The organism is Actinoplanes sp. NPDC051388 (assembly GCF_055586225.1).
The window spans coordinates 462,753-478,722 of the sequence record NZ_JBVJIP010000001.1; the positions used below are offsets into that span (position 1 = coordinate 462,753).

Below are 15,970 nucleotides of genomic sequence, written 5' to 3' on the forward strand. Positions count from 1 at the left end.
CCGGGCACCGGTCCGAGCAAGATCGCGCGGCGGAAGCCGGTATGCCGTGATCCCCGCCACGACGAGATGACCCGCAGAAAAAAGCGAGTAAGTTTTTAGACTGACCAGTCAGTACAACTAGGAGTCAGTCATGTCCGTGCTCGTCACCGCCGGCGCCGGGGTTCGTCATCGCCGCCACTGGGTGTTCCGTGACCTGGAGATCCTGGTCGAGCCGGGCGAGTTGGTCGCGGTCACCGGACCGCCCGGCAGCGGTCGCACCACCGCGCTGCTCGCCCTCGCCGGTCGCCTGCGGCTCTCCGAGGGCACGGTCGATCTGGTACGCCCACCGGCCGCCCTCGGATACGTGCGGGGAGTCACCGACCCGGAGCCCGCGATGACCGTCGCCGAACACGTGCGGGAACGCGAGGCCCTGCTCGGCATCCGCGCCGACGTCCCGCTCCTGGGTCTCGACCCGGCCGCGAAGGGCTGGTCCCTGAGCCCTTACGAGCGGCAGGTGCTCGGCGTCGTGCTGGCGCTGATGGAGGACCCGCGCATCCTCGCGCTGGACGGCATCGACGACGGCCTCGACGCGGCCGAGCAGGACCGGCTCTGGTCGATGCTGCGCGAGGTCGCCGACACCGGGATCGCGGTCATCGTCACCGCCCGCGGGGTGGACCGCGCCGACGTCACGGCGGTGACGCTGTGACGACCGGGGCGTTCCGGCTGGCCGGCATGGAGTTGCGCCGCTTCTTCCGGGGCCGGCTCACCGCGGCCGCGCTGGTCGTGCTGGCGGTGATCCCGCTGCTCTACGGCGCGCTTTATCTCTACGCGTTCTGGGATCCCTATGGCCGGCTGAACCACGTGCCGGCCGCGCTGGTCGTCGAGGATCGGCCGGCCACGGCGAGCGACGGCAGCACCGTGCACGCCGGGCAGGATCTCGCCGACGAGCTGGTGCGGCGGCAGATCTTCGACTGGCACGTCACCGACGAGCGGAGCGCCGAGCGGGGCCTGAACGACGGCGACTTCCACATCCTGCTGCGCATCCCGGCGGACTTTTCGGCCGGCCTGGTCACCGGGCCTGACCAGGACGCGCGGCCACGGGAGGCTCGGCTCGGCGTGGTCACCGACGACGCCACCAACTATCTGTCGGGGGTCTTCTCCCGCACCGCGTTCGACGAGGTCCGGGCCGCCGCATCGGCGTCCGCGGCGGCCGGCTACTTCGACCGGATGCTGATCGGGTTCACCGACCTCGAGCAGCAGACCCAGGAGGCGGCGGACGGCGCGGCCAAGCTGCGCGGCGGCGCTCAGGACGCCGAAGACGGCGCCGGGCAGCTCGCCGGGGGACTCTCCGACGCGGAAGACGGCGCGGGACGGCTCTCCGGAGGGCTCGGCACGGCGGCGAGCGGGGCGGACGACCTGGCCGCGGGGCTGGACCGGCTGAACGCCGGGGCGGCCCAGCTCGCGAACGGCACCGAGCAAGCGGCGCAGGGCGGGCGGCGGCTGGCCGGTGCGGTGGACGCGGCCGCGGACCGCATCGAGCCGGTGCTGCGGGACAACGCTGCGCTGATCGGTGACGCCGCCGGGCAGGTCGCGGACGGCGCCGACGCGCTCGCGGCGAACGTGGCGAGGCTCGATGACGCGGCGGCCGACGCGTTGCGCAGTGCCGAGCAATTGCGCTCCTATCTGGACGGGCTGCCGGACGACACCCCCGGCGTGGACGAGGCCCGGGACACCGCGGACGATCTCGTGGCGGCTGCCCGCCGGGTGCGGGCGACGATCCGGGACACCGATTTGAATCAGCTCGCCGCCCGGCTGCGCGTGGTGGCGGCGACCGCTCGGCAGGTCGCGGACGCCGCACCACATCTGGCGGACGACGTGGCTGCCGCGCGTACCCGGGTGGATGCTCTGGCCGACGGATTGACGGACCTGGCCGCCGGGGCCGGGAAGCTCGAAGCCGGCGCCGCGGCCGCTGCCGCAGGCGCGAACGACCTGCGCGGCGGGATCTATCGGCTGGCCACCGGTGCGCGACAGCTCGACGACGGCCTGGAAACGCTGGCCGGCGGGGGACAACGGCTCGCCGACGGGCTCGGCGATCTGGAGGGCGGCGCCGCGAAGCTCGCCTCGGGGCTGGCGTCGGGCGCGGACCAGATTCCGAGCTACGGCGACGACCCCTCGGCGCGGGCCGGCGTGCTCGGTGACCCGGTCGCGCTGGATCGCGCCACCCGGCACGCGGCCGGCACCTACGGCGTCGGATTCGCGCCCTACTTCCTGGCGCTGGCGCTCTGGGTCGGCGCGATGATCACCTTCATGGTGCTGAAGCCGCTGAACCGCCGGCATCTGGTCTCCGGCGCGCCCACCCATCGGGTCGCGCTGGCCGGCCTGCTGCCCGCGATGGCGGTCGGGCTGGCCCAGGCGACGCTGCTCTTCGCGGTGGTGCACTTCGGGCTGGGCCTCGACCCGGTGCATCCGATCGTGACGTGGGGGCTGCTGGCACTCGCCGCAGTCGCGTTCGCCGCGATCATGCAGCTGCTCGGCACGGCGCTCGGATCGGCCGGCCGGATCGTCGCGCTGGCCCTGCTGATGCTGCAGCTCACCTCGTCCGGCGGCACCTATCCGGTGCAGACCACGCCGTGGTTCTTCCAGGCGATTCACCCGCTGCTGCCGATGACGTACGTGGTGGACGCCCTCCGGCACGCCATCGACGGCGGTCCGGCCGGTACGGTGATGACGGGCACGCTCGCGTTGCTGGGCTACGGTGCCGGCGCCTTCGTGCCGACCCTGCTGGTGGCCCACCGAGCCCGGCGGCTGACCCCGTCGGACCTGCACCCGGAGCTGGTGATCTGAGAGGTCGATGGCAGTCGACGGACGCACTCGCAGGCGCGAGGACACCCGGCAGCGGCTCTTCGAAGCCGCCGTCGAGCTGATCGCCGAGCAGGGCTTCTCCGCCACCACGGTGGACGACATCGCCCTGCGGGCCAAGGTCGCCAAGGGCACGGTCTACTACAACTTCGCGTCCAAGTCCGCGCTGTTCGAGGAGCTGCTGCGGCACGGCATCGGGCTGCTCACCGACGATTTCCGGGCGGCGGTCGAGGGGCTGCCGCCGCGTGAAGCGGTGGCCGCGCTGGTCCGGGCCCAGCTCGAGTACATCCGGCGCTACCGGGCCTTCGCGCAGTTGCTGCTCTCCGAGATGTGGCGCACCAACCGCGAGTGGCAGCAGACCCTGGTGCTGCTGCGCGAGCAGGCGATCGGGGTGATCGCGGAGACCGTGCAGCGCGGCGTGGACGCCGGTGACCTGCCCGCCGAGCTGGACGTGCGGGTGGCGTCCTCGGCGCTGTTCGGCGTCGGGCTGGTGGTGGCGGTCGACTGGCTGGTCTTCATGCCCGAGCGCTCCATCGAGCACGTCGAGGAGTCGCTGCTCGCGATCGTCCGCCGGGTCTGAACATCACGACGGCGGTGGTGACCAGCCAGGCGACCCCCACCAGCAGCAGCAGTCTTTCGAGGGTGGCGCCCAGCCGGTTGCGCCCGGCGAACAACATGGTCAGGCCCAGTGCGCCGCCGAGCGGCACGGTCAGGAACACCGCGACCGCCGCCAGTCTGCCCAGCAGCGCGGGCCGGATCGTCCACCAGGTCGACGCCATCGCCAGAGCCAGCACGAACATGCCGACGATGCTGGCCGCGGAGTGCACCACGTCGGCGGTCGTGGTCGGCTCGAAGGGCGGCAGCGGACAGCCACCACTGCACGACACGGCCCCCGAGAGTCCGGCCAGCGCGGCGGCGACGAGCAGCAGCCATTGCCGCAGGCTCGCGCCGAGCAGGGCCACCCCCAGAGCGAGAAGCATCAGGCCCATCCGGTACGCCCCGGCGAACGGCAGACCCGCGGTGCCGGCCTCGCTCACGTACCCGTCGAGCCAGGAACCCGGCGCCGCGACGAGGGCGACCACCATGATCGTGGCGCCGGCGAGCACCGCCGTGGCGGAGGCCGCGGCGAGCAGCCGGATTCGGATCATGCGGCCATGATGACCGACGCGGATGGTCGAATGGTCGAATGGCGCGGACCGTGGTGGTGACCGGTGGCAGTTCCGGGATCGGTCTGTCCGCGGCGATCGCGCTGGCCCGGGGCGGCGACGAGGTGGTGCTGCTTGGCCGCGACCCGGGCCGGATTTCGCTTGCGGTGGCGGCGGTTCGCGAAGCCGGCGGCCGGACGCCCGCGGCCTATCGCGCGGATTTCACGGTGCTCGACGAGGTGCGGGCGGTGGGCGCCCGGGTGGCCGCCGAGCACGAGCGGATCCACGTGCTGGCGAACAACGCGGGCGCGCTGACCTCGGTGCGGCGGCGGACGGTCGACGGCTTCGACCCGACGATGCAGGCCAACCACCTGGCCGGCTTCCTGCTCAGCCACCTGCTGCTGGACCGGCTGCGGGCGGCCGCGACCCGGTCCGCGCCGGCCCGGCTGATCACCACGGCGTCGCTGGCCGAGGCGTGGGGCACGCTCGACGTCCGGCGTCCCGGACGGCGTCAGCCGGGCCGATGGCCGGCCTACGGCGCGAGCAAGCAGGCGAACATCCTCTTCACGATCGAGGCAGCCCGGCGGTGGACCGGGCTCGGCGTGGTGCCGACGTGTCTGTTCCCCGGGCTGGTGCGCAGCGGGTTCGGCACGCGCAGCCCGCTGTTCTCCGCGGCCAAGCTGGTGCCCGGCCTCTTCCAGAGCAGCGAACAGGCGGCGGACACGATGGTGTGGATGGCGACCGACCCGGCGGCGTTGGTGCCGGGCGGGTATTTCGCGTTCCGCAGCGCGTTCCCGGCCACGCCGCGGTCGACGAACCCGACGCGGGCGCGACGTCTCTGGGAGGCGAGCGCGTCCGCGGTGGACCTGCCGGCGGGTTGACCCGCGGGCCCTTTGCTCTGCACACATATACGCAACACCCCGAGCCCGCGCGAGAAGCCGGGGCTCGAGGGTCGTGCTTCCTCTGGGGAAGCAGAGCAAGCGGTCAGCTCACCAGGGAACGGCTGCGCCAGGCCGTCGCCAGGCTCGTGCGGCCGTTCGTGCGCAGCAGGGAGCCCTCGTAGAGGCGGGCGCCGATCGCCAGGAACAGCGCCGCCGCGGCGACCAGCAGGATCAGGGCGACGAACGGTTCCCACAGGGCCGCGTCGCCGTTGAAGATGCGGATCGGCATCGCCACCGGGGAGGTCAGCGGGATGTAGGACATCACCGCCATCGCCGCCGGGTTCTCGGCCAGGAAGATGGTCGCGAAGAACGGGATCATCACGATCACCTGCAGCGGCGCGGAGACGCCGGCCAGGTCCTCCTGCCGGGCGGACATCGCGCCCACCCCGGCCCAGAGCGTGGCCAGCATGACGAAGCCCAGCACGAAGAACGGCAGGAACCAGCCGATCGCCGGGCCGATCAGGCCGATCAACGCGTTTTCCACGCCGCCGATCTGCATGCCCAGGAACGCGACCACCGCGATCAGCGCGATCTGCCCGAAGGCCAGCAGCGTCATCGCGGCCACCTTGCCGATCAGCAACGCCCGCACCGGAACGCTGGACACCAGGATCTCGACGATCCGGGTCTGCTTCTCGGTGGTGACGCTCTGCGCGATCTGCAGGCCGAACGAGAACGACGTCATGAAGAACACGAAGGCCAGCGCGAACGGCACCAGGAACTGGGCGAACGGGTCGGCCTCGCTGGGTTCGAGCAGTTGCACCGGCGGCGCCGAGCTGAGCGCTCGCACCACGTCCCCGGGCGAGTCGTCCAAGGCCAGCACGCGCGGGCCGCCGACCACCGCGGCGTCCACGTCGCCGTCGCGGACCAGCTGCTCGGCCTCGGCGTCGGACGACACGGTACGCACGTCGAGCCCGGCCTGGCGCAGGGCGGCCGTCGAGTCTCCCGCGGTGGCCGACACCGCCACGCTGTCCGGGCCGCCGCCGATCAGCGTCGGGAGCACAGTGGACGCGACCGCGACCAGCAGGAAGAAGACCGTGCTGAAGATGAAGGTCTTGTCGCGCAGTTTGACGGCGATCTCACGGACGGCGACCAGACGCGCCGCGGCATAGGTGGTCACTGGGCAACCTCTCGGAAGATCTCGGTCAGGGAGGGCTGCACCGGCCCATAGGAGCGGACGGGCCCGCGCGACAGGGCGGCCCGCAGCACCGCCTGGTCGTCGTGGGCCGGGTCGAGGTCGAAGACGGCGCGCGGGCCGTCCAGGCTGACCAGCGTGACCCCGGCCTGATCGCGCAACCAGCCGGCGTCGGCCGCGACCTCGATGCTGAAGCGCGGCAGCGCATAGGTCGCGCGCAGGTCGGCACGGCTGCCGGCGGCGCGGATGATGCCGTCCGCGATGATCACCAGGTCGTCGCAGAGGCGTTCGACCAGTTCGAGCTGATGCGACGAGAAGAGCACCGGCGCGCCGGCCGCGGCCCGTTCGCGCAGCACGCCCAGCACCACCTCGACGGCCAGCGGGTCGAGGCCGCTGAACGGCTCGTCCAGCACCAGCACCTCGGGGTCGTGCACCATGGCGGCGGCGACCTGGACGCGTTGCTGGTTGCCGAGCGACAGCTTCTCGACGTGCTCCTCGGCCCGCTCGGCCAGGCCCAGCCGCTCGAGCAGCGCGGTGGTGCGGCGCCGGGCGTCGTCGCGGCTCAGCCCCTTCAACTGTCCCAAGTAGACGACCTGCTCCTGGATACTCATCTTGGGATAGAGGCCGCGTTCCTCGGGCATGTAGCCGAAGCGCTGCCGGGTCGGCCGGTCCAGCGGCGCGCCACGCCAGGTGACCTGGCCGGAGTCGGCGGCCAGCACGCCCAGCATGATGCGCATCGTGGTGGTCTTGCCGGCGCCGTTGGCCCCGACGAACCCGGTCATCCGGCCGGCGGTCACGGCGAACGAGACGTCCTTCAGCACCTGACGGTCGCCGAAACTGCGGCTCACCGAGTCGACGCTCAACACATCGGTCATGGCGTCAACGCTAGGGAACTCCGGCCGTGGAAGCGTCCGGCGCGCGAACGACGGGCAAGGTCATCCGCTAGGAGGACCCCGGGCGCACCACCCCGAGCTCGTACGCCAGCACCACCGCCTGGGTGCGATCTCGCGCGCCGAGCTTCATCAGCACCCGGCTCACGTGCGTCTTCACCGTCGTCTCGCCCAGATGCAGCCCGGCCGCGATCTCGGCGTTGGTGGCGCCGCCGGCCAGCAGCACCAGCACCTCGTGCTCGCGCGGCGTCAGGTCGTCCAGCCGGCGTCCCGCGGCGGGCGGCGATCCGGGCCGGGCGAACGCGGCGATGACCCGGCGGGTGATCTCCGGGGCCAGCAGGGCGTCGCCGCGGGCCAGCACCCGCACCGCCTCGGTCAGCGCCTCCGGGGTGCCGTTCTTGAGCAGGAAGCCGGACGCCCCGGCCTGCAACGCCTCGAACAGGTATTCGTCGCGGTCGAAGGTGGTCAGGATCAGCACCGACGGGCCGTCCTCGGCGGCGATCCGGCGGGTCGCGGTGAGCCCGTCGGTGCCGGGCATCTCCACGTCCATCAGCACCACGTCCGGCCTGAGCGTCCGGGACAGGACGACCGCCTGATCGCCGTCGGCGGCCTCGCCGACCACCTCGATGTCGTCCTCGATGTCCAGGATCACCCGGAAGCCGGTGCGGACCAGCTGGTGGTCGTCCGCGAGCAGGACCCGGATCACCGGCCCGCCCCGGTGGGCTGGGCGGGCAGCACCGGGATCTCCAGCGGGAACCGGGCTCGCACGCGGAAGCCGCCCTCGGAACGTTTGCCGGCCTCCAGCGAGCCGTCGTGCACCGCGACCCGCTCGCGCATCCCGATCAGACCCATGCCGCCCGGCGCCGGTGGGGGCGCGCCGCGGCCGTCGTCCGCCACGTCGATCTCGAGTTCGCCCGCCAGGTAACGGATCCGGATGTCCACGGTGGAAGCGTGGGCGTGCTTCAGGACGTTGGTCAGCGACTCCTGCACGATGCGATAGGCCGCCTGGGACACCGATTCGGGCAGCGGGCGCGGGTCGCCGAAGGTCGACAGGTTGGCGGTCAGGCCGGCTTCGCGCACCGGGGTGAGGAGGTCCTCGACCCGCTCCAGGCCGGCGCCGGGCAGCTCGGCCGGGGTGGTCGTGCCGTCCGAGGCGCGCAGCGCGCCGAGCATCCGGCGCAGCTCGCCGACGGCCGTTCGGGCGCTCTCCTCGACGGAGGTCAGCGCGGCCCGGGTCTTGGCCTGGTCCTTGTCCAAGGCCCTGCGGGCGGCGGACGCCTGGATGCCCATCACCGACACGTGATGCGCGACCACGTCGTGCAGTTCGCGGGCGATCCGCACCCGCTCGCCGATCACCGCGCGCTCCTCGGCCAGCTCCTGCGCCGCACGCAACTCCGCGGCCCGCACTTCGAGCTCGTGCTCGCGGCGCGCGGCCAGCCACGCGGTGCGGCCGAAGAAGATCGCGAATCCGAAGATCAGCGTGTTGACCAGCACCAGGTTGACGAGGGCGCCGAGGACCGGGCTCAGCGGGCCGCGCGAGTCCTGCACGTCCGCGAGCTCATCGAGGGAGAGCAGCCAGGACACCGCGATCCAGGCGAACATCGCGACGATGATCGCGGTGCGCACGCGGCTGCCCAGGCGCCGGCTGCGGCCCCACGCGCCGGAGGCGTAGAACGCGGCGAACAGCACGCCGCCCGCGAACTGGGTTTCCTGCCCGCCGCGCACCTGGCCGGCCAGGAAGACCGCGGAGACGACCACCAGCACGATCTGCGGGTGGGTGCGGCGCCAGATCAGCGGCAGCACGATGGCCAGCTGCCAGGCGTACTGCTCGGCGGCGGACGGCTCGAGGTGGAAGTAGAACGCGCCGACGCTGCGGACCAGGGCGACGTTGACCATCGCGCCGAGGGCCGTGGCCAGCGCGATCCAGAGGTCGATGCGGCGCTGGCGTGGCGTCGGCCCGGGCCGACGCCAGTCGTCGAGCGAGGGCGGAGACATGCCCGGGACCCTAACCGGCCTTGTCGTATTGATGGGTCTGGGTGGGGGTGTCCGCGTCGTCGTCGGCGGTGAGGGCGCCGCCGAGCTCGATGATGCGGCGGTGGGCCGCGGCCAGCCGGTCCTCCAGCGTGACGATGCGGCAGGCGGGGGTGAGGTCGATGCCCTCGTCCAGGAGTTGGCGGACGCGGACGGCGAGTTGCAGCTGGTGCCTGGAGTAGCGGCGGTGGCCGCCGCCCGAGCGCTCGGGCTCGATCAGCCCGGCTGCGCCGAGGCTGCGCAGGAACGCGGGGGTCACCCCGATCATGTCGGCCGCGCGGCCCATGGTGTACGCGGGGAAGTCCGCGTCGTCGAACGTCGTGCTCATAGTGCCTTTCGAACAAGCGAGGGGGGTCGAACAAACGAGGGGGTCGAACAAACGGGGGTGCAGACACTCCAAGGCCCCGGCGGGTAACCGGGGCCCTGGCTGTTCAGTTCTCTGTGGCTCTCACCGCTCGCGTGCCGCTAGCGGTGGGCCGGAGTGAAGGGCATCGGCTGCGATCACCTCTTGTCGGGTCGGGGACGGTGCGATTTCGCTTCGATGCGGTATCTCGTCCTCCTTAGCCAACGGAGTGTCAGTGCCACTTGCGGTGTCGGCTGTGCGTGGCCGACTCCTAGGATGTTAGGCCGATCACAAACGGATTTCTAGTATCGCCGCTGTAGATTTTTTCGACTGAGCGGGAAACAAGAGTCCTGGGTAAGGGGCGACGACGCGGGAGCGGGCGTGACCGACGGCGATGCCGTGTGAGAGAGGTGACCGCGCTCCCGCGTCGCCGCGGGTCCGGGGCCTGCCGAGGGCCCCACGCTGGGAGCCAGCGTCTGCTTGTGCCTTCGAGTCTGCCGATCACGAGCACCGCGGGCAACGCAATTAACACTGCTCATTGACGCGTGTAACACCGCAGCGAGATCATCACCCGACGGCGGTGGCCTGCGTCACAGCCGACCCCCTGGCTGAGGGAGATACATGAGCACGCAACCAGTCCCCAGCACCGACGAGGAACGTCTCGCCCAACTCGGTTATCAGCAAGAGCTGCACCGGCGGCTCTCCGGCTTCTCCAACTTCGCGGTCTCCTTCTCGATCATCTCGATCCTGGCCGGCGCGATCACGTCCTACGGCATCGCCATGACGGCCGGCGGACCGATGGCGATCACGCTCGGCTGGCTCTTCGTCGGCATCATGGTGACCTTCGTGGCGCTGGCGATGGCCGAGGTCTGTTCGGCCTATCCAACCGCGGGCGCGCTCTACTGGTGGGCAGCGGCGCTCGCCAAGAAGAACAAGCCCGCGTGGGCCTGGTTCATCGGGTGGTTCAACTTCCTGGGCGAGGTGGCGGTCACCGCGGCCATCGACTTCGGCGCGGCGATCACCACCTCGGCGTTCCTGAGCCTGGTCTTCGACATGGAGGTCACGGCCGGCCGGACCTTCCTGGTCTTCCTGGTCATCATCATCGTGCACGGCCTGCTGAACACGTTCGGCGTCAACCTGGTGCGGGTGCTCTCCGACGTGAGCGCCTGGTGGCACCTGGTCGGCGTGCTGGTCATCGTGGTGGTCCTGGCCGTGGTGCCGGACCAGCACAAGCCGATCTCCGAGGTGTTCTTCGAGGTGCAGAACGCCACCGGCTTCACCTTCGGCGGCGCGGCGGTCTACGCGGTGCTGATCGGCCTGCTGATGGCGCAGTACACGTACACCGGATATGACGCCTCGGCGCACGTGGCCGAGGAGACGCACGACGCGGCCAACGCGGCCCCCCGGGGGATCGTGCTCTCCGTCGTGGTCTCGGTGATCGCCGGCTTCTTCCTGCTGGTGGCGATCACCTGGTCGATCCAGGACTACGAGGCCGAGCGGACCACCGACCTGGGCCTGCCGCCGGCGCAGATCTTCATCGACGCGGCCGGCGACAACCTGGGCGCCTTCCTGCTCTTCATCTGCGTGGTGGCGCAGTGGTTCTGCGGCATGGCCTCGGTGACCGCGAACTCCCGGATGGCCTACGCCTTCGCCCGGGACGGCGCGCTGCCCGGCTCGCGGCTGTGGAAGCAGGTCAACCCGCGCACCGGCACGCCGACCAACTCGATCTGGCTGTGCGTCACGCTGTCCACGGTCCTGGTGGTGCCCTCGCTGGTGAACACCACGGCCTATGCGGCGGCCACCTCGATCGCGGTGATCGGGCTCTACGTCGCCTATGTCGGACCGGTGCTGCTGCGCCGGATGCTGGGCGACGAGTTCCAGCCGGGACCGTGGAACCTCGGCAAGTGGAGCGCTCCGATCGGCTGGATCGCGATCGTCTGGGTCGGCATCATCTGCGTGCTCTTCGTCCTGCCGGTGGCCGGGCCGATCGAGGCGGCGAACTTCAACTACACCATCGTCGCGGTGGTGGTCGTGCTCGGCGCCGCCACGATCTGGTGGTTCGCGAGCGCTCGCAAGTGGTTCACCGGCCCGAAGCAGAACCTGATCGAGAAGGCCGCGCACGGCGAACAGGCGCTGCCCAACGACCCGACCGTCTGACGAGAGGGAACCAAGTGGATCTCGAGGAGCTCGACGTCGCCGTGGACAACGGCAGCGTTGACACGGTGTTGCTGGCGCTGACCGACATGCAGGGGCGGTTGCAGGGCAAGCGCCTGCACGGCCGCTACTTCATGGACGAGGTGGTGCAGGGCGGCAGTGAGGGCTGCAACTACCTGCTGGCGGTGGATGTGGACATGAACACCGTCGACGGGTACGCGATGTCGTCGTGGAACTCGGGTTACGGCGATTTCGTGATGCGACCGGACTTCAGCACGTTGCGTCCGGTTCCGTGGCAGCCCGGCACCGTCATGGTCCTCGCGGATCTGGAGACGACCGGCGGCGAGCCGGTCTATGCGTCACCGAGGCAGATCCTGCGCCGCCAGCTCGACCGGCTGGCGGCGCACGGCCTGACGGCTTATGCGGGCACCGAGCTCGAGTTCGTGCTTTATCGGGACAGTTACGAGCAGGCGTGGGACAAGAACTACCGGGATCTGATCCCGGCGAATCAGTACAACGTCGACTACTCGTTGCTGGGCACGGCGCGGGTCGAGCCGTTCCTGCGGCGCATCCGCAACGAGATGTACGGCGCCGGCCTGATTCCGGAGTCCGCCAAGGGCGAGTGCAACTTCGGGCAGCACGAGATCGCGTTCCGCTATGACGAGGCGTTGAAGTGCGCCGACCATCACGTGATCTACAAGAACGGCGCGAAGGAGATCGCCGCGCAGGAGGGCATGGCGCTGACCTTCATGGCCAAGCCGAACGCCCGTGAGGGCAATTCCTGCCACATCCACTTCTCGCTGCGCGGTGAGGACGGACGCAGCGCGATGTTGGGGGACGGGCCGGCGCATCTGTCCGAGATCGGGCAGCGGGTGACGGCCGGGCTGCTGGCCACGATGCGGGAGTTCAGCCTGCTGTTCGCGCCGAACATCAATTCCTACAAGCGTTATCAGCAGGGGTCGTTCGCGCCGACCGCGTTGCGCTGGGGGGTCGACAACCGCACCTGCGCGTTGCGGATGGCCGGGCACGGGCAGGGCATGCGGGTGGAGAACCGGGTGCCGGGCGGGGACGTGAACCCCTACCTGGCGATCGCCGCGCTGGTCGCCGGGGCGCTGCACGGCATCGAGAACGAGCTGTCGCTGGAGGACGAGTTCGTCGGCAACGCGTATGACGACGCGACGGCGGAACGGGTGCCGACCACGCTGCGCGAGGCGAGCCTGCTGTGGGGGACGTCTCTGGTGGCGCTGGACGCCTTCGGCGATGACGTGGTCAAGCACTACGCGAACATGGCCACCATCGAACTGAACGCCTTCGATGCCGCCGTGACCGACTGGGAGCTGCGCCGCGGCTTCGAGCGGCTCTGACCCGAAAAGTGGTAGCCCAGCGGTGGATCCGGCGCTCGGATACACCGCTGGGCTACCACTTTTGGGGGAGGTGCGTGACAGGATCGAAGCGTGACTGAGGTGATCAACCCCGCGACGGGGAGTGTGTTCACGTCCGTACCCGAGACGGATCTGGGCGGGACCGACGCGGCGATCGAGCGGGCGCAGCAGGCCTTCGAGTCCTGGCGCAAGGTCGCCCCCGGCGACCGAGCCCGGTTGTTGCGACGCTTCGCGGCGGTGGTCGACGAGCACCTGGACGAGCTCGCCGACCTGGAGGTGCGCAACTCGGGGCACACCATCGGCAACGCCCGCTGGGAGGCCGGCAACGTCCGGGACGTGCTGAACTACTACGCGGGCGCGCCGGAACGCCTCTCCGGACGGCAGATCCCGGTGCCCGGCGGCGTCGATCTCACCTTCCACGAGCCGCTCGGCGTGATCGGCGTGATCGTGCCGTGGAACTTCCCGATGCCGATCGCCGGCTGGGGCTTCGTGCCCGCGCTGGCGGCCGGCAACACGGTGGTGCTCAAGCCGGCCGAGCTGACCCCGCTGACCGCGATCCGGCTCGGCGAGCTCGCGCTGGAGGCGGGGCTGCCGGAGGGCGTGTTCACCGTGATCCCGGGCAAGGGGAGCGTGGTCGGGCAGCGGTTCGTCACGCATCCGGCGGTGCGCAAGGTCTGCTTCACCGGCTCCACCGAGGTGGGCAAGGGGATCATGGCGGGCTGCGCCGACCAGGTGAAGCGGGTCACGCTCGAGCTCGGCGGCAAGTCGGCGAACATCGTCTTCGCGGACGCGGACCTGTCACTCGCGGCGGAGAAAGCCCCCGCCGGCGTCTTCGACAACGCCGGCCAGGACTGCTGCGCGCGGTCGCGGCTGCTGGTCCAGGATTCCGTGTACGACAAGTTCCTCGCACTGCTGGAACCGGCGGTCCGAGCCTTCCGGGTCGCGGATCCCGCTGAGGAGACCGCCGAGATGGGCCCGTTGATCTCCTCAGCACAGCGGGACAGCGTGGCGGGTTACGTGGACGGCGCGGACGTCGCCTTCACAGGCGAGGCGCCCGGCGGCGACGGCTGGTGGTTCCCGCCAACCGTGCTGCTCGCGCACTCGACCGAGGATCGGCACTGGCGCGAGGAGGTCTTCGGCCCGGTGCTCTCGGTGCTGCCGTTCCGCGACGAGGAAGAGGCGGTCCGGCTCGCCAACGACACCGAGTACGGCCTCTCCGGCAGTCTCTGGACCCGGGACGTGGGCCGTGCGCTGCGGGTGTCGCGGGCGGTGGAGACCGGCGCGTTGAGCGTCAACTCCCATTCGTCCGTGCGCTACTGGACGCCGTTCGGCGGGATGAAGCAGTCCGGCCTCGGCCGCGAGCTCGGCCCGGACGCGCTGCTCTCGTTCACCGACGTCAAGAACGTCTTCATCGCAACGGAGGACTGAGTTGGAGCGGTTGCAGGATCGGGTCGCGGTGATCACCGGGGCCGGCAGCGGGATCGGCCTGGCCACCGCCCGGCGCTTCGCCGCCGAGGGCGCCACGGTGATCTGCGCGGACATCTCCGCGGAGTCGGCCGAGAAGGCGGCCGGGGAGATCGGCGGCGAGGCCGTCGTGGTCGACGTGGGCGACGAGGATTCGGTACGCGAGCTGTTCGACGGCGTGGCCGGGCGGCACGGCCGGGTGGACATCGCCTTCAACAACGCCGGCATCTCCCCGCCGGACGACGACTCGATCCTGGTCACCGGGCTGGACGCGTGGGAGCGGGTGCTCCGGGTGAACACCACGTCGGTGTTCTTCTGCTGCAAGTACGCCATCCCGCACATGCAGCGGCAGGGCAAGGGCTCGATCATCAACACCGCGTCGTTCGTGGCGCTGCTGGGGGCGGCGACTTCGCAGATCGCGTATACGGCGAGCAAGGGCGGGGTGCTGGCGATGACCCGGGAGCTGGGCGTGCAGTTCGCCCGCGAGGGCATCCGGATCAACGCGCTGTGCCCGGGGCCGGTGGCCACGCCGCTGCTGATGGAGCTGTTCGCGAAGGATCCGGAGCGGGCCGCGCGCCGCCTGGTGCACGTGCCGATGGGCCGGTTCGCCGAGCCCGAGGAGATCGCCGCCGCGGTGGCCTTCCTGGCGAGCGACGACGCCTCGTTCATGACCGCGTCACAGTTCGTCGTCGATGGAGGTATCACCGGGGCGTATGTGACGCCTCTGTAAGAGTGTTTAGGTCTGGTTGTGGTGGGAAGGACCTTGACACGCCCAGTTCCTATGGGTGCAGGGGTCGTATCCCCGTTGGCACGAGCGCCGGACCGCCGTGCTAGCGGGTGAGGACCTGGCACGCGGCGCCGTCCTTTTGTTGAAGGCGGCGCCGCGTACTACGTGTGGTACTTGATCCGAAACAGCACTTGGTTACGGTGAACTATGCGGCCGATCATCGGCATCACCACATACGTGGAGTCCGCGTCGTGGGGGGTCTGGCAGGACCTGCCGACGACGCTGATCCCGCACGCGTACACCGAGGCGGTGACCCGGGCCGGTGGGCGGGCGGTGCTGCTGCCGCCGGACGACGCGGACACCGACGTCCTGCGTACCCTCGACGGTTTGGTGCTCTCCGGCGGAGCCGATCTCCGCCCGGCCGACTATGGCGCCGACGCCGATCCACACACCGTGACCCGCCCCGACCGCGACGCCGCGGAGATGCCGCTGACTCGCGCGGCCCTCGCCGCTGACCTGCCGATCCTGGGCGTCTGCCGCGGCATGCAACTGCTGGTGGTGGCGGCCGGCGGCACGTTGCACCAGCACCTGCCGGACGTGCTCGGCCACGAGAAGCACCGGCCGGCCCCGGCCGTCTACGGCTCGCACGACGCCAAGTTCGAGCCGGGCAGCCGGATCGCCGCGCTGATGGGCGACGACCGCGAGATCCACTGCTTCCACCACCAGGGCGTCGCCGACCCGGGCACGCTGACCGTCACCGGGTGGGCCGAGGACGGGCTCCCCGAAGCGGTCGAAGATCCGGCACGGCGTTTCGTCCTCGGCGTCCAGTGGCATCCCGAATTGCACCGGGACGCGAGATTGTTCGGCGCGCTGGTTTCGTCCGCGGCCGGGTCGTCGCGCCGATAGAGGCCGATAGAGAGCGA

Annotated in this window: 15 protein-coding genes; 9 read left to right on the forward strand and 6 right to left on the reverse strand. The window is 70.8% G+C overall.

Annotated elements, in window-relative coordinates; translation table 11 throughout:
- Positions 1 to 130: 130 nt before the first annotated feature.
- The 3 genes from ACZ6TI_RS02225 to ACZ6TI_RS02235 are packed head-to-tail and all read left to right on the forward strand — an operon-like array spanning position 131 to position 3,418.
- Positions 131 to 685, forward strand: coding sequence for an ATP-binding cassette domain-containing protein (locus tag ACZ6TI_RS02225; RefSeq protein ID WP_465343138.1), 555 nt, complete (start codon positions 131 to 133; stop codon positions 683 to 685).
- Positions 682 to 2,823, forward strand: a complete 2,142-nt coding sequence (locus ACZ6TI_RS02230; protein WP_465343139.1) for a YhgE/Pip family protein — start codon at positions 682 to 684, stop codon at positions 2,821 to 2,823. Before ACZ6TI_RS02225 ends, ACZ6TI_RS02230 begins: the two co-directional genes overlap by 4 nt.
- A 7-nt stretch (positions 2,824 to 2,830) precedes the next feature.
- Entirely contained in the window at positions 2,831 to 3,418 is a 588-nt protein-coding gene (locus ACZ6TI_RS02235) for a TetR/AcrR family transcriptional regulator (protein ID WP_465343140.1), read from the forward strand.
- Here the strand turns inward: ACZ6TI_RS02235 and ACZ6TI_RS02240 are convergent.
- Entirely contained in the window at positions 3,354 to 3,986 is a 633-nt protein-coding gene (locus ACZ6TI_RS02240; protein ID WP_465343141.1) for a DUF998 domain-containing protein, read from the reverse strand. The two genes, ACZ6TI_RS02235 and ACZ6TI_RS02240, sit on opposite strands and share 65 nt — an antisense overlap.
- A gap of 38 nt (positions 3,987 to 4,024) precedes the next feature.
- Between ACZ6TI_RS02240 and ACZ6TI_RS02245 the strand changes: the two genes are divergently transcribed.
- Entirely contained in the window at positions 4,025 to 4,864 is an 840-nt protein-coding gene (locus tag ACZ6TI_RS02245) for an SDR family NAD(P)-dependent oxidoreductase (RefSeq protein WP_465343142.1), read from the forward strand.
- 103 nt (positions 4,865 to 4,967) lie between these two features.
- Here ACZ6TI_RS02245 and ACZ6TI_RS02250 read toward each other — a convergent pair whose 3' ends face one another.
- From ACZ6TI_RS02250 to ACZ6TI_RS02270, 5 genes are all read right to left on the reverse strand, one after another.
- Positions 4,968 to 6,041 carry an ABC transporter permease gene (locus tag ACZ6TI_RS02250; RefSeq protein ID WP_465343143.1) on the reverse strand — a complete coding sequence of 358 codons (1,074 nt, stop codon included), beginning with the start codon at positions 6,039 to 6,041 and terminating at the stop codon, positions 4,968 to 4,970.
- Positions 6,038 to 6,931, reverse strand: a complete 894-nt coding sequence (locus tag ACZ6TI_RS02255) for an ABC transporter ATP-binding protein (RefSeq protein ID WP_465343144.1) — start codon at positions 6,929 to 6,931, stop codon at positions 6,038 to 6,040. The genes ACZ6TI_RS02250 and ACZ6TI_RS02255 overlap by 4 nt, the downstream gene beginning before the upstream one ends.
- 67 nt (positions 6,932 to 6,998) lie before the next feature.
- On the reverse strand, positions 6,999 to 7,652 hold the full coding sequence (locus ACZ6TI_RS02260; protein WP_465343145.1) for a response regulator: 654 nt from the start codon (positions 7,650 to 7,652) through the stop codon (positions 6,999 to 7,001).
- Positions 7,649 to 8,941: a sensor histidine kinase gene (locus ACZ6TI_RS02265; protein WP_465343146.1), complete on the reverse strand. Its 1,293-nt coding sequence runs from the start codon at positions 8,939 to 8,941 to the stop codon at positions 7,649 to 7,651. The genes ACZ6TI_RS02260 and ACZ6TI_RS02265 overlap by 4 nt, the downstream gene beginning before the upstream one ends.
- A gap of 10 nt (positions 8,942 to 8,951) precedes the next feature.
- The gene (locus ACZ6TI_RS02270; RefSeq protein WP_465343147.1) at positions 8,952 to 9,305 is read right to left on the reverse strand and encodes a MerR family transcriptional regulator; all 354 of its coding nucleotides are present in this window, start codon (positions 9,303 to 9,305) and stop codon (positions 8,952 to 8,954) included.
- Between the two features lie 636 nt (positions 9,306 to 9,941).
- On the opposite strand from ACZ6TI_RS02270, the gene ACZ6TI_RS02275 reads away from it, so the two are divergent.
- The 5 genes from ACZ6TI_RS02275 to ACZ6TI_RS02295 all read left to right on the forward strand — a co-directional run bounded on the left by ACZ6TI_RS02275 (position 9,942) and on the right by ACZ6TI_RS02295 (position 15,953).
- Entirely contained in the window at positions 9,942 to 11,477 is a 1,536-nt protein-coding gene (locus ACZ6TI_RS02275; RefSeq protein ID WP_465343148.1) for an amino acid permease, read from the forward strand.
- Between the two features lie 14 nt (positions 11,478 to 11,491).
- Positions 11,492 to 12,838 carry a glutamine synthetase family protein gene (locus ACZ6TI_RS02280; protein ID WP_465343149.1) on the forward strand — a complete coding sequence of 449 codons (1,347 nt, stop codon included), beginning with the start codon at positions 11,492 to 11,494 and terminating at the stop codon, positions 12,836 to 12,838.
- A 90-nt stretch (positions 12,839 to 12,928) separates the two neighbouring features.
- Positions 12,929 to 14,284: an aldehyde dehydrogenase family protein gene (locus ACZ6TI_RS02285; protein WP_465343150.1), complete on the forward strand. Its 1,356-nt coding sequence runs from the start codon at positions 12,929 to 12,931 to the stop codon at positions 14,282 to 14,284.
- A 1-nt stretch (position 14,285) separates the two neighbouring features.
- Positions 14,286 to 15,050 (forward strand): 3-oxoacyl-ACP reductase, encoded by a 765-nt coding sequence (locus ACZ6TI_RS02290; RefSeq protein ID WP_465343151.1) that lies wholly within the window; start codon positions 14,286 to 14,288, stop codon positions 15,048 to 15,050.
- Positions 15,051 to 15,254: 204 nt separating this feature from the next.
- Complete coding sequence (locus tag ACZ6TI_RS02295) at positions 15,255 to 15,953, forward strand: gamma-glutamyl-gamma-aminobutyrate hydrolase family protein (RefSeq protein WP_465343152.1); 699 nt, start codon at positions 15,255 to 15,257, stop codon at positions 15,951 to 15,953.
- The last annotated feature ends 17 nt before the right edge of the window (positions 15,954 to 15,970 follow it).

Bases quoted from the DNA above. Each gene is read 5' to 3' on its own strand.
- ACZ6TI_RS02225 (WP_465343138.1), top strand. From the start codon at position 131: ATGTCCGTGCTCGTCACCGCCGGCGCCGGGGTTCGTCATCGCCGCCAC.
- ACZ6TI_RS02235 (WP_465343140.1), top strand. From the start codon at position 2,831: ATGGCAGTCGACGGACGCACTCGCAGGCGCGAGGACACCCGGCAGCGG.
- ACZ6TI_RS02240 (WP_465343141.1), bottom strand. From the start codon at position 3,986: ATGATCCGAATCCGGCTGCTCGCCGCGGCCTCCGCCACGGCGGTGCTC.
- ACZ6TI_RS02245 (WP_465343142.1), top strand. From the start codon at position 4,025: ATGGCGCGGACCGTGGTGGTGACCGGTGGCAGTTCCGGGATCGGTCTG.
- ACZ6TI_RS02255 (WP_465343144.1), bottom strand. From the start codon at position 6,931: ATGACCGATGTGTTGAGCGTCGACTCGGTGAGCCGCAGTTTCGGCGAC.
- ACZ6TI_RS02265 (WP_465343146.1), bottom strand. From the start codon at position 8,941: ATGTCTCCGCCCTCGCTCGACGACTGGCGTCGGCCCGGGCCGACGCCA.
- ACZ6TI_RS02270 (WP_465343147.1), bottom strand. From the start codon at position 9,305: ATGAGCACGACGTTCGACGACGCGGACTTCCCCGCGTACACCATGGGC.
- ACZ6TI_RS02275 (WP_465343148.1), top strand. From the start codon at position 9,942: ATGAGCACGCAACCAGTCCCCAGCACCGACGAGGAACGTCTCGCCCAA.
- ACZ6TI_RS02295 (WP_465343152.1), top strand. From the start codon at position 15,255: ATGCGGCCGATCATCGGCATCACCACATACGTGGAGTCCGCGTCGTGG.